We start from the raw sequence: 14,596 nt of genomic DNA, 5'->3' as shown, positions 1-14,596 counted from the left end.
CTCACAGTTTGAGCTGGGCAGCGGGATCCGCCGCCATGGCTTCAAACACATCCTTGACCCGGCAGTCCTCGCACATCAGCAGCCGCTTGGCGGCCTCGTTCTGGAAGTGGGAGTGACCGGCCAGTTTTTGCTGGATGCGGCGAATGAGGGAGGCAGGAGCAAACGCCTTGCCGCAACGAATGCAGCAGGCCGGCTCTTCCGCCTTGAGGTGTTGCACGGCGCGGCGCGCCTCGGGCACAGGCTGCAGACGCGGCACAAGCGCGATGGCTTGCTCGGGGCACGCCTTCTCGCACATGCCGCACTGGATGCAGTCCTGCTCGATAAAGTTGAGGCCAGGCTCGTGACCCACCGCATGCAGGGCGCGGGTCGGACAGACCGCCACGCAGCCCATGCAGAGGGTGCAATCCGCCTCTTGCAGTGCCACTGCGCCATAAGGGGCGCCGTGGGGCACCGCCAGGGACTCGCGGCCCCCTTCGTTGGCCTGCCAGAGGGCGTCGAAGGCGGCAAACAGGGTCTCCCGCTTCTCCCCCTTGAGCGGCTTGTCCAGCAAGGAGCCGGCCACATTGGCCGCCCCCTGGTCGCTCGCCTGCACCACCGCCTGCAGGGAGTGGATGGCGATGCGCTCCCCGCTCAATCCGGCGCCGGCCAGCAGCACGGCGGCACTGGCCAACTCCCGCTCCACCAGGGCACGCACGCTGGCCGGGGTATCGTCACCGAGCGCAATGCGCACCGCGCTGGCGCCATAGGCCAGGGCCGCCAGCCAGCTCTCGAGCCCGAGGCTCGCGACTTCCTCCACCCAGACCGGCAGCCAGTGGCTGGGCAGGGCGGCAAGGCTTGCCTCAACGTCGCTGCGCTCGCTCTCCCCTGCAATCAAGAGCACGGGATGCTCGCCGCCCGCCTCCCGATAGTGCTTGAGCAGGCGAAACAGATAGTCGCCGCTGGTATTGGCATCGGGCTGGTGATAGGCGATCGCCCCGGTCGGGCAGGCGGAGGCGCAGCTGCCAAAGCCCTGACAAAGATGCGGATCGATCTGGATGCGCCCATTGATGGGTTTGAGGGCATCGGTCGGGCAGACATCGAGGCAGCGACTGCAACCGGGCACGCCACGGGCGGTGAAGGCACACGCCTCCGGATCGAGGCGAAAATAGCGCGGCTTGTCGAACACCCCGGTGAGGGCGCACAGCTCGCCAAGCTGCTCCGCCAGACCCGCATCATCCGCCAGATACTGATAACCCACGGGCGGGCGCTCCAGGGCAAACAGCGGTGTCGCCCCCAGATCGGCCACCAGATCGAAGCTGGCGTGGCCATCGGCGGCCTGGGCCTGAAAGCAGAGCTCGGCCAAAGAGATACGCTCCCCCTGACCGTTAAGACCGGTCAACTGAAACTGGCCGAGATACCCCTTGAGCGCCGGCTCGCGCAGGGTCAGCGCCTCAAGGGAGGCGGTGGCGGCGAAGATGGCCTCCAGATCCGCCGCCCCGGCGTCATGGACCTGTTCGCTCACCAGCAAAGTCGGCACAGCCCCTTGCGGCAAGAGGCTGGCGGCGCGGCGGATGCGATCCTCCGGCCCGACCAGCAGCAGGCGGCCCTGACTCTGATAGGAGACAGTGGCCGGGATCAGGTTGTCGGTCTTGACCGTGTGGCGCAAGGCATAGGCGCGCGCTCGCTCATTGCTCCCCGCAGCGCTGGCGGGGCTCAGGCTTGAGTTGTATTGTTCGATGCTCACATGCACTCCTGTGCGCACCACCTCATGGGATGGTGTGCTTGTTGGTCTCACGGGAGAGCAAGAGACGAGCCAACTCCCCCGGAAAAAAAGTGACTGACAGGGAGTCAGGATCCCAGAGGTTCCATTCCCGCCTTATTGGTAGGGACATTTTGTCCCACCTCGTTAGTCAAAATGTCCCGACCCTTGTCATGGTCTTGTGGCAACGCCGCTACGAGTGAAGCTGTGTCATCCGCCTCCTCACCCGGCGTGGTTGGCGAGGGTTCAGTCTGGTCGGCATCTTGCTCAGAGGCAGGGGCCACTAGCCAGTTGCGCAGCCCCGCAGTCAGGGCGGCAGGCAGCAGCTCGGGCTGGCTGAAATCCTGGGTGTAGTCATCGAGGCCATCGGGCTGATGGCTGCGAAACATGGCGCGCAGCGCCTCCCTGTCCGGCAAGGCGGGTTTGTCCGATACGGCGGTGGAAGGCGCGGCGGCGGGATTGGAACCGGCGCAAGGGGCACTCCCCTTGTCAGTGCTTACTTCAGCTGAAGGTGGCGTATTTTCTAATGCGCTCGGCTCTACAAGGTCGGATTTGGACGCAGATACACCTTCCATATCGAGCGGCTGCGGCTGTTCGTTTGCGGCCTGCTGCGCCTCCCGTTTGCGGGCTGACCAGCGCTTGAAAAACTCACTCATGGGAGCGGCTTCCGACGTCGTCGTCATGCTCGCGGCCATCGGGGCCTGTGGCCTCGACAGCGCCGCAGTTGCCCCGGGGCGCGCCATCAACCCCCAGCTGATCCTGGGCCCGACCCTTGCCCTTCTTGCCCTTGCGACGGGCCTCCAGCAGCTCGCCGTGGCGGCCAATAAAGGCCTCGGTCCAGGCCTGCAGCGCTTCCGGCAGCGGGCAGGAGAGCACCTGGCGCTCGCCATCCATATAGGCGGCGGCCACGGTCTGACTCAGCGTGAGGCCATCGGCGACAAAGTCATTATCGACACGGGTTCCAGTGACAAAGAGGCGCGGCGCGCCGGAGCTCAGGTTGAAGCGATAATCCCCCCGCTCGTCGCGAAACAGGGTGAGGGGCAAGGCACCGGCGGCCTCAGGCTCGGCGGGGTGGAGCGCCGCAATCTCGAAACGGCGGCTCTGCCAGCGGCCAACCTGGCTGTCGATGGCCTGCAATTCGACCCGCAGCCAGCGCTGGTGGGACAAGGTATTGGTTGTGTCTTGCACGGTAACGACTCCCATCAGAAGGTCTCTGCCGGGCCGCCCTCCCCCCTTGTTTCGCCCTTGCTTGGGGGCAATCTCGGCGGGCAGATCAGGGCGGCCACGGCCTTAATGGGAGAAAACATAGCAAGAGTGGGGCCAAGGCGAGTTTGGTGGTTGATTGGGGCTTTGATGCTGGTTAGACGTCGTGCAGGACGTAGGTTGGCGCGGGCGTAGGTTGGTGCTAAGCGCAGCGAAGCCCAACATGCGGCGTAAAACCAATCCGCCAGTGCTTGTTCGAGGGAATGGCAATAATCAAATAAGGCCGAATTATCCGATTATTGCCTTTGGAAATTGCTCGCGGTAAACGTTGGGCTTCACTTCGTTCAGCACCAACCTACAATTTAGCCCAATATATGGGATAAAAACATTATCCATCTTTGCCAAAATAACTAGTCAACTTCTTAAAGCTAAAACCCACACCTGATATATTTGGCTCAAGAATTAGCGCATCAACAATTGCTGACCCTATGCCTTTCTGTACCTCTTTTGCAATTTTGAACTCAGAAAGGTCCTTCCCACCCTCAATGTCAGAGAACAACCTTTCTATTAGTGAAACAACATCGGATGTGTTCGAGCAGAATTTCTTTAACGGAATTAAGATAAGCTTCAGGTCACCATTAACTGATTCTCGGTATAAACCACTGTGACGCTTATATCCTTGATTATTATCCATAAAGTAAGATGGATGAGCATTTGTTATCAGTATGGCTGGAAGAACATCCTCACCTCGTTGATTATTAATCTGATGCCAAGAAAACACTTCATTTTCAAAATGAGCCAGCTCAGTTCCTTTAATAACCACAGCTCTATTTTTTGCCGCTACACCAGCCATCTGAAGAAAGTTTTTATCTAGCGCTTCAGCCAATGGCTCATGCCAACCATACTCCAAAAGATAAACAAGGTAGTCACGATTTTCGCTTTTGGGAATGTTATTTAAAGAATGTACGTGCAATCCCATTAATCATTTCCTCCGTGACAAACCATGCTGCAATTGAAAGTGCGCAAGTTATTCATAATACTTGGCTGCTTTACACTTGTTACTGAATTTATAATCAAAGTCTAACTCTATAATTTACCAAAGAAAAGCTTATATATTTACTTCACTATCAGAATGTGATCATGCATGCACAACTTCACAGTATCTGAATAATTATATTTTGTCCGCCATCCCCTGCTGCTAATCCTCCTGCATTAATCTGGAACAAATCTTGCTAATCCCTCTCCTTAGATCCCAGCTACCGGTCACGAGGGCCCCATGACACCGACCTTTATCAAAAGCAATGCTGCCGCCCAGCTCACCATGGCCGTCGAGGTGATGAATGAGCAGGGGGAGTTGCAGACCCAGCAGATCGCCTGTGAGCGCCCACTCACCGTCTACCTCAACTGGAAGGAGATAGTGACCCTGATGACGCTGGGGGCCCGCCCCGAGGCGCTGGTGCTGGGCTATCTCAAGAACCAGGGCTTTATCGAGGATATTTCGGCCATCGAATCGGTGATCGTCGACTGGGATAGCGAGGCCGCCGCCGTGGTCAGCAGCCAGCAGGCCGAGGATCTGGACAAGTCACTGGAGAAGAAGACGGTCACCTCGGGCTGCGGCCAGGGCACCATGTATGGCAGCGTGATGAAAAAACTCGAAGGGGTGGTGCTGCCTGCGCCCGAACTTAAACAGAGCACCCTCTACGCCCTGCTCAAGGCGCTCTCCGCCCATAACGAAACCTACAAGATGGCTGGCGCCGTGCACGGCTGCGCCCTCTGCCGCGGAGCCGAGATCCTCTCCTTTGTCGAGGACGTGGGCCGCCACAATGCGGTGGATACCCTGGCCGGCGAGCTCTGGATGGCGGGCGATACCGGCGCCGACAAGATCTTCTACACCACAGGGCGGCTCACCTCCGAGATGGTGATCAAGGTGGCGCAGATGGGGATCCCTGTGCTGCTGTCGCGCTCCGGCGTCACCCAGATGGGGCTGGATCTCGCCCGCCAGCTCGGCATCACCATGGTTGCCCGCGCCAAGGGGCGCCACTTCCAGGTCTTTACCGGCCAGCAGCATCTGGTGCTGGATGACAAACCGCCGGTGCTGCCCCAGGGGCCGTCCGGCCGTGGCCAGCGGGATTGAGCCCGGCTGACCATGCGCAACTTCGCTTTCTACCCGCCATACAACAGGCTGATGGACTGAACCATGAATGAGTTTATGAACGTCAAGCAGGTGGCCGAATACCTCGATCTCAACGAGAAGAAGGTCTATCAGCTGGCCAACGAGGCGCGCATCCCCGCCACCAAGGCCACCGGCAAGTGGCTGTTTCCGCGATCCCTGCTGGATCGCTGGCTGCTCGGCAGCTGCCACGAGGGGGTGATGAACGACCGGCTGCTGCTGGCAGGCTCGGACGACGTGCTGCTGCACTATGCCAGCAGCCGGTTGGCCCAGCAGCTTGGCACCCAGGCGCTGGTGGGATACACCCCCTGCGGCACTCGCCAGGGACTGGCGATGCTGGCCCGCGGCCATGTGGATCTGTGCGCCATCCACTGGGGTCAGGCCGAAGAAGCCCACCTGCGCCACCCGGCGTTGGTGCAGCAGTATCAGGGCCATCGCCAATGGGTGATCGTTCATGGATTTCGCCGCGCCCAGGGGCTGGTACTGCGACGCGGAGCCAGACCGAGGGAGGCTCGAGAAACCCTGGAGTGGCGCTGGGCACTGCGCCAAGAGGGGGCCGGCAGCCAGCGGGCCCTGTTTGAGTGGCTGCAAACCCAGGGGGAGTCCCTGACCCGAATTGAGAGCACAGTGCAGGTCAACAGCGAGCGGGAGCTGGCCGCCGCCATCAGTCGCGGCGATGCCGACGTGGGGCCGGGGGCCCAGAGCACGGCGACCGAGTTTGGCCTGGAGTTTATGCCGCTCTCCCAGGAGTGTTTCGATCTGGTGATGCCGCAGGGGGTCTTCTTTCGCAACCTGTTGCAACAACTCATCGGCTGGCTGCAATCCCCCGAGGGACGCGAGCTGGCCTCCCGCCTAGGCGGCTACGATCTGACCCAGACCGGCAAGCTGGTGTGGAGCCCGCAGTAGGTAAAGCGGTTCTCACCCTCCCTTGCCCCTACCATGAAAACGGGCCTGCCAGATTGGCAGGCCCGTCTGTTTGATGGAGTGAAAGACGCTTACCCTTCCTTTGGCCCTTCCCTTGGCCCGCCTTCTGGTGAACCTGCCTGCCCTGCGGCCGGCTCGTCCCCGGCGATATCGGGCTCACGCCCTTCCGCTCCCAGCGCGATGCGCCACCCCTCCAGCTGGTCTGGCTCGCGGCCGGCGGGCAGCAGGGCATGGCTGTGCAAGCGGATAGTAAAGCAGCTCCCCTCTCCCGGGGTGGAGTCCACCAACAGCTCCCCGCCCCAGCGACTGATGATGCGGTGGCTCAGGGCAAGCCCGAGACCTGTGCCGGTGGCGCGGGTGGTGAAGAAGGGGTCGAAGATCTTGTCCATGATGGCGGCCTCAATGCCGCTGCCGTTGTCGATGACTCGCACCTCGGCCCCCAGCAACTGGCCCGTTTCACTGTGCCAGTCACGGCTCTCGACCCGGATCTGGCCCCGCTCGCCCAGGGCGTGGCTGGCGTTGACCAGGAGGTTTATCAGTACCTGCAGCAGCTGCTGGCGATCCGCCTCTATGGGTTGCTGGGCCTGCAGATCGGCCACCAGCTCCACCTGTTGCTGGCGCAGGGCGGAGCGCACCAGGGTCAGGCTCTCCTCGATGATGGGATTGAGGTGCTGCCACACCGGCGCCGTCTCGTAATCGCCGGGGCGGGAGTATTGCAACAGGCTGCGGGTGATGGCGCGAATGCGTTCGATCTGGGTCAGCACCAGCGCCAGCTCCTCGCTGACGGGCTCGGCCGCCTCCCCCAGCTCCAGCTTCATCAGCTCCACGTTGCCGAGGATCACCGCGAGCGGGTTGTTGATCTCGTGGGCCACCCCGGCGCACAGCTCGCCAAGGGCCGCCAGCTTCTCGCTGATAAGCAGCTGCTGGCGCGCCTGGGTCAACATATGGATGTGCTCCTCCAGCTCGGCGGTCTTCTGCTCGAGGCTTCGGGTGCGCTCGGCCACCTTCTGCTCCAGCTCGTCGGCACTGCGGGCCATCTGCTGCTGATGAGCCTCCTGGCGGTCCAGCATGGCGTCAAACTGGCGTCCCAGCTGGGCCAGCTCGTGATCGGGATCGAGCGCCAGCGGCCCCACCCGGGCCGACTTGCCATATTGCACCTGACGTACCACCCGGTGCATCCGCTCGATGGGGGTGAAGAGATCCCGTGCGCCGCGATAGACCAACAGGCCCGAGATCAGCAGCAGCAACACCACGCCGGAACCAAGCTCCAGCAGGTTGGTGAGGTAGGTGCGGATGAAGGGCCACTCGAGAAAGCCGACATAGAGCATGCCGATCCGCTCGCCATTGGCCCCCAGCAGCGGCTCATAGCCAGAGACATACCAGGCGTCGTGCACGAAGGCGCGATCGATCCACACCTCCCCCCGCTCCAGCACCTGTTCGCGCACCGGGGCCGAGACCCGGGTGCCGAGCGCCCGCCCTATCTGGCGACTGCTGCTGGCGGGCACATTGGTGCTGACCCGCAGATCGCCGAGAAACAGGGTGACAGTGCCTATGCTCCCCTCCGGCAGGGTATTTTTGGCAAACACCTGGCTCTTGAGCTCGTCCACCAGCCGGGTACTGCCGTTGATAAGCTCGCCCCCCTCCAGCACGGCCCAGAGTGAGCCATCCCGCGCCATCACGGGCGTCAGGGTCAGGCTGACCAGCCCCCGGGTCTCCTGGCCGTTGGCGGCGCTGTACTCCCTGTCCAGCACGGCGCGGCTGGCCAGGGCCGGCGAGTGGGCCAGCAACTGCTCCCGCGACCAGACCACGAAGTGGCTGATGCTGCGCCCCGTGCTCAGGGTGGCCCGCTGTTTCGGGGCCAGCTGATCCAGCTCGGCCCCCGTGCGCAGGTGCAGAAAATCGAGGTCGTAGTTGGCCGCCAGCGGCATCACCCAGGATTGCAGCTCTGCCGGGTTCTGGCGCAGCTTGGTCTGGAAGGTCCAGGCATCACGCAGGTGCTCCAGGTGCTCGGCCTGGCGCTGTTGCTGCACGCGCACCGCGTGATGGGCCACCCCGAGATCGCCGCGCACATTGGTGAGCAGGTTCTGCCAGCTGTAGGTGAGGGTCCAGTAGAGGGTGAGCCCCATCAGGCCCACCAGAGTGAGCATGATGGGCACCGAGGTGAGCAGCAGCAGGCGCCAGCGCACCTTGGTGCGCAGCCAGCGCGGGAGTCGGGACCACCTCATGGCAGCGCCCTGCCAGTCTGCAACATCATTCGATGGCCCACTCCTTGAACTTGCGCTCCAGGGTCTTGCGCGCTACCCCCAGTACCCGGGAGGCGGCCGACTTGTTGCCATCAAAGCTTGCCACCACCTGCAGGATGTGGGCTTTTTCCACCTCAGCCAGCGGCCACTCCAGCGGATACCCCTCTTCCCCCTTGCCGGCGGCACTGTCAGGCTGGCTGCTGCGCCAATACTCGGCGGGGGGCTTGCCGAGCAGCAGGCAGCGCTCGATGAGGTTGCGCAGCTCGCGCACGTTGCCGGGCCAGGGATAAGCCTGCATGGCCACCACATCCTCGTGGGTCCAGTTCAGCGACCCCATCCCCATCTCGGCGGTGAGCTGGCGAGTAAAGTGGTGTACCAGGGCCGGGATGTCGTCGATCCGCTCGCGCAGGGGCGCCACCTGCAGGGCGACCACGTTGAGGCGGTAGAAGAGATCCTCGCGAAACCGCCCGGCATCCACCTCTGTCTTCAGGTTGCGGTTGGTGGCGGCCACGATGCGCACATCCACCGCGAGTTCCCGCTCGGCGCCGACCGGACGGATGGCCTTCTGCTCCAGCGCCCGCAGCAAGGAGGCCTGCATGGCGAGCGGCATCTCGCCAATTTCATCGAGAAAGAGGGTGCCCTGATGGGCGACCCTAAACAGACCGTCGCGCCCCTTGCGGGCGCCGGTGAAGGCCCCCTGCACATGGCCGAACAGCTCGCTTTCGAGCAGCTCGGGGGCGATGGCCGCACAGTTGAGGGGTACGAAGGCCCCCATGCGGCCGGATAGCTGGTGCAGGGCCCTGGCCACCAGCTCCTTGCCGGTGCCGGACTCCCCCTCCACCAGTACGGCGGCGTTGGAGGGAGCCACCCTGGCAATGAGCGTCTTGAGCTCGCAGGTCTTGGCGCTGTCACCGATCAGGGTGGGGGGAAAGAGCTTGCTCACCTCCCGGCGCAGCAACAGGTTTTCCCGCTCCATCTGGCGGCGCTCGATCACCCGGTCCACCGCCTGGATCATCTGTTCCAGATTGAACGGCTTGAGGATGAAATCGCTGGCACCGAGACGCAGCGCCTTGAGGGCGGTCTCCATGTCGCCAAAGCCGGTCATGAAGATGATGTCGCTGCGGCGGGTACCGGGATCGACCGCCTCGTGCCACTCAATGCCGGAGCGGCCCGGCAATCGGATATCGGCGATGATGAGATCGAAATGGAGGCGGCTGCGCAGGGCTTCGGCCTCTTCCACGCTGGCGGCCGTCTCGATTTGGGCGAAGCGCTTGGCCAGTGCCTTGGCCAGAAAGCTGCGCATGCCGGGTTCATCGTCCACGATGAGCAGGGAGAGGGCGGACCAGCGGTTGAGCGGGGCTGTCATGAAAAAAATTCCTCAAATGCACTCAAGGTCGGAGAATGTCCCGATAGTCGGAACGCGAGTGAGACATTTTGTCCTACCCGGAACGAAGCACCAATACCAATTAGTAAATAACGCCCGTCAAATAATCTGAAAAGATACAATAAACTGCTGTTTTCACTCAGCAAAAGATGAAAAAAGGGGGGCGTGGAACATGTTTGGCACCCTGTTTGCTAGTCAGAGGCCTCCCATTCACCCGAACGAGTTGCATCACCATGACCCTGAATGCCAATTTGAAACGTGCCGCGCTCTCCCTGTGCGCCGCCCTGCTGCTGACCACGGCCGCCCAGGCCGAGAGCCCGAAACCGCCGGTTCGCCTCGCCACCACCACCAGTACCGAACAGTCCGGCCTGCTGGGCTGGCTGCTGCCAAAATTTACCGCCGAGACCGGCTACCCGGTGCAGGTGATGGCCGCCGGTACCGGCCAGAGCCTGAAGATGGGGGAAAACGGCGACGCCGATCTGGTGATGACCCACGCCCCTTCCGCCGAGAAGGCCTTCGTCGATGCCGGCTTTGGCATCAATCCAACCCCTCTGATGTACAACGACTTCGTTATCGTGGGTCCGATCAAGGATCCGGCGGGTCTCGGCCAGATCAAGGATGCCGCCAAGGGACTGCAGGCCATCAAGGAGAAGGGCCAGACCTTCATCTCCCGCGGTGACGAGTCCGGCACCCACATCAAGGAGAAGACCCTGTGGCAGGCCGCTGACGTCAAACCCGAGTTTGCCGGTTACAAATCCATCGGCCAGGGCATGGGCCCGACCCTCACCATGGCCTCCGAGCTTGGCGCCTACACCCTGACCGACCGCGGTACCTGGCTCGCCTACCAGAGCAAGCTGGATCTCGCCGTGCTGCTGGAAGGGGACAAGCGTCTGTTCAACCCCTATCAGGTGATCCTGGTCAACCCGGCCCGTTATCCCGACCTCAACACCGACGGCGCCCGTGCCCTGCAAAACTGGCTGGTCTCCGACCACGGCCAGAAGCTGATCGGTGACTTCAAGGTGGCCGGTCAGGCCCTGTTCGTGGCCGATGCCAACGGGAAGTGATGACCTCCCTGTGTGATATGAGGGGGGCTCTGCCCCCCTGTCGGGGAGCGCGCTGATGCCGACGCTCCTCGACACGACTCTGGCGGCCCTCGCCCTGCTGTTCAGCGGTGATAGCGAACTGTGGCAGGTGGTGGGGGTCTCGTTTTCCGTCTCCGGGCTCGCCCTGTTGCTGGTGCTGCTGCCGGCCCTGCTGCTGGGCTTTGCGCTGGCCTACCTGCCGCTGCCCGGCCGCTGGCTCTGGCTCTCCTGCATCAATACCCTGCAATCGGTACCGACCGTGGTGATTGGCCTCCTGCTCTACATGCTGCTGTCGCGGGCCGGCCCCTTCGGCGACTGGAAGATGCTGTTCACCCAGCAGGCGATGGTAGTGGGCCAGATGCTGATCGCCTTCCCCGTCATCGCCACCATGGCCCACGCCGCCTTTATCCAGAGCGATCGCCGCGCCTGGGAAACCGCCCTCACCCTGGGGGTCTCCTGGCCCAAGGCGCTGCTCGGCCTGATGCACGAATGCCGCTTTGGTCTGCTGGCGGCGGTGATCGGCGCCTTCAGCCGCATCGTCACCGAGGTGGGCTGCTCCATGATGGTGGGAGGCAATATTCTCCACTTTACCCGCAACATCCCCACCGCCATCGCGCTGGAGACCCAGAAGGGCGCCTTTACCCAGGGGGTGGCGCTCGGCATAGTGCTGCTCAGTCTGGCGCTGTTGCTCAACCTGCTGCTGACCGCCTGTCGCGGCCACAGCTATCTGAAGAATTGAGAAAGAGGTTCCCCTTGTTGCTGACCGCTGACGGAGCCCGCCCATGGCCCTGACCGCCCATCACCTTTCCATGTGCTTTGGCGAACGCCAGCTGTTCGAGATCGAGCGGCTTTCCATCGCCCGCGGGGACACCATCTGGCTGCACGGCGCCAACGGCGTGGGCAAGACCACCTTGCTCAAGATCCTGGCCGGCCTGCTGCGCCCCACCCGGGGCCACACCAACCTGCCCGGCCGCTGGCAGCGCCGGCTCAACCAGCTGCTCAAGCGGGACGTGGGCCCCGGCCGGGTCACCTATCTGCACCAGACCCCCTACATGTTCGATCGCAGCGTGCACGACAACATCGCCTGGGCGCTTGGCAAGCAGGCGGAGAACGAGATCCGGGTGTTCGAGGCGCTGCGCCGGGTCGAGCTGGAAGGGCTGGCCCGGGAGCACATCAGCATCCTCTCCGGCGGCGAGCGCCAGCGTCTGGCCATGGCCCGGGCCTGGGCGCTGCAACCCGCCTTTTTGCTGATGGATGAACCCACCGCCAACCTGGACACACATTCGGTTGCCCTGATGGCCGCATTGGCGCAAGATCTGCGGGAACATGGCTGCGGCCTGGTGGTCATCAGCCACCAGAGCAACGCCCTGACCGATCTGTGCGAGCGAGAGTGGACTCTCGCTCGCGGTCAACTGCAAGAGACCACCCCTTTAAAAATCATCGAGCGACATGACTTCAAGAAGCGAACCCCACTCTGACCCCTTCCCCGTTTCGGCCGTGATCCTGGCCGGTGGCCGCGCCACCCGCATGGGGGGCGAAGACAAGGGATGGGTCCAGCTGGCGGGCCGTCCCCTCATCGACCACGTGTTGTGCCGGCTGCGCCCCCAGGTCGACGAGATCCTGATCAACGCCAACCGCAACCAGCCCCGCTACCAGGCGCTGGCCCCCGTCATCAGTGATGACAACAACGACTATCTGGGCCCGCTGGCGGGCATGCAGGTGGGCCTGGCCGCCGCCCGTCACGACTGGGTGCTGTTCGTCCCCTGCGATGGCCCCGCCCTGCCCCTTGATCTGATGAGCCGCTTTCGCGCCGCCCTCACCCCGACCACCGAACTGGTGGTGGCCCATGACGGCGACTGGCTGCAACCTGTGGTGGCCCTGCTGCACAAATCCCTGCTCCCCTCCCTCAGCCAGGCCCTGGCCGAGGGGGAGCGCAAGATAGATATCTGGTTCGCTCGCCACCAGATGGCGGTGGTGAGCTTTGCCGATCAGCCGGATGCCTTCATCAACCTCAACAGTCCGGCCGAACTGGCCGCCTACGAGACGCGCCTGCTGACCCCGGCCACCGAATCCCAACAAGGAGCCGCCCAATGACCCCAGCCCCGACCCTCCCCCTGCTCGGCTTCGCCGCCTGGAGCGGGACCGGCAAGACCACCTTGCTGGAACAGCTGATCCCCCTGCTGGTGGCACGGGGCCTGCGCCTCGGGGTGCTCAAGCACGCCCACCACGACTTCGATATCGATCAGCCGGGCAAGGACAGCCACCGCCTGCGCAAGGCAGGGGCCAACCAGATGATGGTCGCCTCCCGCCGCCGCCATGCCCGCATCATTGAGACCGAGCTGGCAGAGGCCGATTTTCGCGAGCTGCTGGCCAGCTTCGATCAGACCAGCCTCGATCTGCTGCTGGTGGAAGGGTTCAAACACGAGCACTTCCCCAAGATAGAGCTGCACCGGGCGGCGATCGGCAAGCCTCTGCTGTTCCCCGACGACAGAGACATCATCGCCGTGGCGAGCGATCAACCGGCAGACACCACCCTGCCCAGGCTCGACATCAATGATCTCGATGCCATCGCCGACTTCGTATGCGACTACCTGGCAGGCTGCCAGACCCGCGAGCAGGGTGCCGGCAACGGCTTCCTGTCGGTCGAAGCCGCCCGCGACACCATACTGGCGGCCCTGACGCCGAGCAATGGCAGCACCCTCACGCCGCTGACGCAGTGCCACGGTGCCGTGCTGGCCGCCGATCTGGTGAGCCCCATCAATGTGCCGCCCCACGCCAACTCGGCGATGGACGGGGTGGGGCTGCGCAGTGACGATCTCGCCGCCGGCCGCTGGCAACTGGTGGGGGAAGTGCTGGCAGGCCAGCAGCGCCACGAGCCGGTGCTGGCGGGTCAGGCGGTGCAGATCATGACGGGCGCCCCCGTGCCTCCCGGAGTCGACACCGTGGTGATGCGCGAAGAGACGGTGATGGCCGATGGCTGGGTCACCATTCAGGCCCCCATCAAGGCGGGGCAGAACGTACGCCAGGCCGGAGAGGATCTGGCCAAAGGGGCCGTCGCCATCCCGGCCGGTACCCGCCTCGGCGCCCCCCAGCTCGGGCTCGCGGCCTCCCTGGGTCAGGCCGCCCTGCCGGTGCGCACGCCCCTCAAGGTCGCCCTGTTCAGTACCGGGGACGAGGTGCAGGCCCCGGGCGAAACGCTCGCCCCCGGCCACATCTTTGACAGCAACCGCTTCACCCTGATGGCACAGATCCGCGGCGCCGGCTGTGAGGTGATGGATCTTGGCATCATCCCCGATGATCAGGCCGTGCTGCGCCAGCGCCTCGCCGAGGCGGCCGCCAGTGCCGATCTGGTGCTGAGCTCGGGGGGGGTCTCGGTGGGCAACGCCGACTACATCAAGGGGGTGTTGGCAGAGCTGGGCCAAATTGATTTTTGGCGCATCCAGATGCGCCCCGGCCGCCCGCTGGCCTTTGGCAAGCTGGGGGATACCCCCTTCTTCGGCCTGCCGGGCAACCCGGTGGCGGCCATGATCTGCTTCCTGCAGTTTGTCGAGCCCGCCATCGCCCGCCTGCAGGGGCGCAGCTGGCAACCGCTGCGCCTGTCAGCCCTGGCGAGCGAGCGGATGAAAAGCCGACCGGGGCGCACCGAGTTCCTGCGCGGCGTCTTCCATCAGGATGGCAATGGAGAGCTTCGGGTACGCACCACAGGGCCCCAGGGCTCAGGCATCCTGAGCTCTATGGCCGAGGCTAATTGCCTCATCGAAATCGTACCTTCCCAACCCGGGATCGCCATCGGGGAACGGGTCTGGATCCACCCGCTCCAGGGCCGACTGGCCTGAACAATTGCGGGGCCCG

General features: G+C 63.6%; 13 protein-coding genes. 7 read left to right on the top strand and 6 right to left on the bottom strand.

Annotated elements, in window-relative coordinates; all coding sequences use genetic code 11:
- Position 1: 1 nt before the first annotated feature.
- The 4 genes from MRK42_RS05990 to MRK42_RS05975 all read right to left on the bottom strand — a co-directional run bounded on the left by MRK42_RS05990 (position 2) and on the right by MRK42_RS05975 (position 3,920).
- Positions 2 to 1,723, bottom strand: coding sequence for a 4Fe-4S binding protein (locus MRK42_RS05990; protein WP_338611937.1), 1,722 nt, complete (start codon positions 1,721 to 1,723; stop codon positions 2 to 4).
- Positions 1,724 to 1,827: 104 nt separating this feature from the next.
- Positions 1,828 to 2,394, bottom strand: coding sequence for a DUF3306 domain-containing protein (locus MRK42_RS05985; RefSeq protein WP_338611936.1), 567 nt, complete (start codon positions 2,392 to 2,394; stop codon positions 1,828 to 1,830).
- Positions 2,387 to 2,941, bottom strand: a complete 555-nt coding sequence (locus MRK42_RS05980) for a DUF3305 domain-containing protein (RefSeq protein WP_338611935.1) — start codon at positions 2,939 to 2,941, stop codon at positions 2,387 to 2,389. The genes MRK42_RS05985 and MRK42_RS05980 overlap by 8 nt, the downstream gene beginning before the upstream one ends.
- A 388-nt stretch (positions 2,942 to 3,329) precedes the next feature.
- A complete protein-coding gene (locus tag MRK42_RS05975; RefSeq protein ID WP_338611934.1) occupies positions 3,330 to 3,920 on the bottom strand; it encodes a hypothetical protein in 591 nt (196 codons plus the stop codon).
- Positions 3,921 to 4,217: 297 nt separating this feature from the next.
- Between MRK42_RS05975 and MRK42_RS05970 the strand changes: the two genes are divergently transcribed.
- Complete coding sequence (locus MRK42_RS05970; protein ID WP_338611933.1) at positions 4,218 to 5,075, top strand: formate dehydrogenase accessory sulfurtransferase FdhD; 858 nt, start codon at positions 4,218 to 4,220, stop codon at positions 5,073 to 5,075.
- Between the two features lie 75 nt (positions 5,076 to 5,150).
- Positions 5,151 to 6,017, top strand: coding sequence for a helix-turn-helix transcriptional regulator (locus MRK42_RS05965; RefSeq protein ID WP_026458090.1), 867 nt, complete (start codon positions 5,151 to 5,153; stop codon positions 6,015 to 6,017).
- Between the two features lie 89 nt (positions 6,018 to 6,106).
- Here the strand turns inward: MRK42_RS05965 and MRK42_RS05960 are convergent, their stop codons facing one another.
- Together MRK42_RS05960 and MRK42_RS05955 are read right to left on the bottom strand one after the other, a co-directional pair.
- The gene (locus tag MRK42_RS05960) at positions 6,107 to 8,260 is read right to left on the bottom strand and encodes a cache domain-containing protein (RefSeq protein WP_201976912.1); all 2,154 of its coding nucleotides are present in this window, start codon (positions 8,258 to 8,260) and stop codon (positions 6,107 to 6,109) included.
- Between the two features lie 25 nt (positions 8,261 to 8,285).
- Positions 8,286 to 9,644, bottom strand: coding sequence for a sigma-54 dependent transcriptional regulator (locus MRK42_RS05955; protein WP_026457779.1), 1,359 nt, complete (start codon positions 9,642 to 9,644; stop codon positions 8,286 to 8,288).
- Between the two features lie 251 nt (positions 9,645 to 9,895).
- On the opposite strand from MRK42_RS05955, the gene MRK42_RS05950 reads away from it, so the two are divergent.
- The 5 genes from MRK42_RS05950 to MRK42_RS05930 are packed head-to-tail and all read left to right on the top strand — an operon-like array spanning position 9,896 to position 14,580.
- Positions 9,896 to 10,726 carry a substrate-binding domain-containing protein gene (locus tag MRK42_RS05950; protein WP_042024800.1) on the top strand — a complete coding sequence of 277 codons (831 nt, stop codon included), beginning with the start codon at positions 9,896 to 9,898 and terminating at the stop codon, positions 10,724 to 10,726.
- A gap of 55 nt (positions 10,727 to 10,781) precedes the next feature.
- A complete protein-coding gene (locus MRK42_RS05945; RefSeq protein ID WP_042024799.1) occupies positions 10,782 to 11,483 on the top strand; it encodes an ABC transporter permease in 702 nt (233 codons plus the stop codon).
- Positions 11,484 to 11,526: 43 nt separating this feature from the next.
- Positions 11,527 to 12,222: an energy-coupling factor ABC transporter ATP-binding protein gene (locus MRK42_RS05940; protein WP_338611932.1), complete on the top strand. Its 696-nt coding sequence runs from the start codon at positions 11,527 to 11,529 to the stop codon at positions 12,220 to 12,222.
- Positions 12,194 to 12,838 carry a molybdenum cofactor guanylyltransferase MobA gene (gene mobA, locus MRK42_RS05935; protein WP_223380146.1) on the top strand — a complete coding sequence of 215 codons (645 nt, stop codon included), beginning with the start codon at positions 12,194 to 12,196 and terminating at the stop codon, positions 12,836 to 12,838. The genes MRK42_RS05940 and mobA overlap by 29 nt, the downstream gene beginning before the upstream one ends.
- On the top strand, positions 12,835 to 14,580 hold the full coding sequence (locus tag MRK42_RS05930) for a bifunctional molybdopterin-guanine dinucleotide biosynthesis adaptor protein MobB/molybdopterin molybdotransferase MoeA (RefSeq protein WP_338611930.1): 1,746 nt from the start codon (positions 12,835 to 12,837) through the stop codon (positions 14,578 to 14,580). The genes mobA and MRK42_RS05930 overlap by 4 nt, the downstream gene beginning before the upstream one ends.
- Positions 14,581 to 14,596 lie beyond the last annotated feature (16 nt).

Origin of the sequence: Aeromonas sp. 19NY04SH05-1, from assembly GCF_040581895.1 — a bacterium.
Lineage (GTDB): Bacteria > Pseudomonadota > Gammaproteobacteria > Enterobacterales > Aeromonadaceae > Aeromonas > Aeromonas enteropelogenes.
This window is presented reverse-complemented; position numbering and strand designations above follow the sequence as displayed.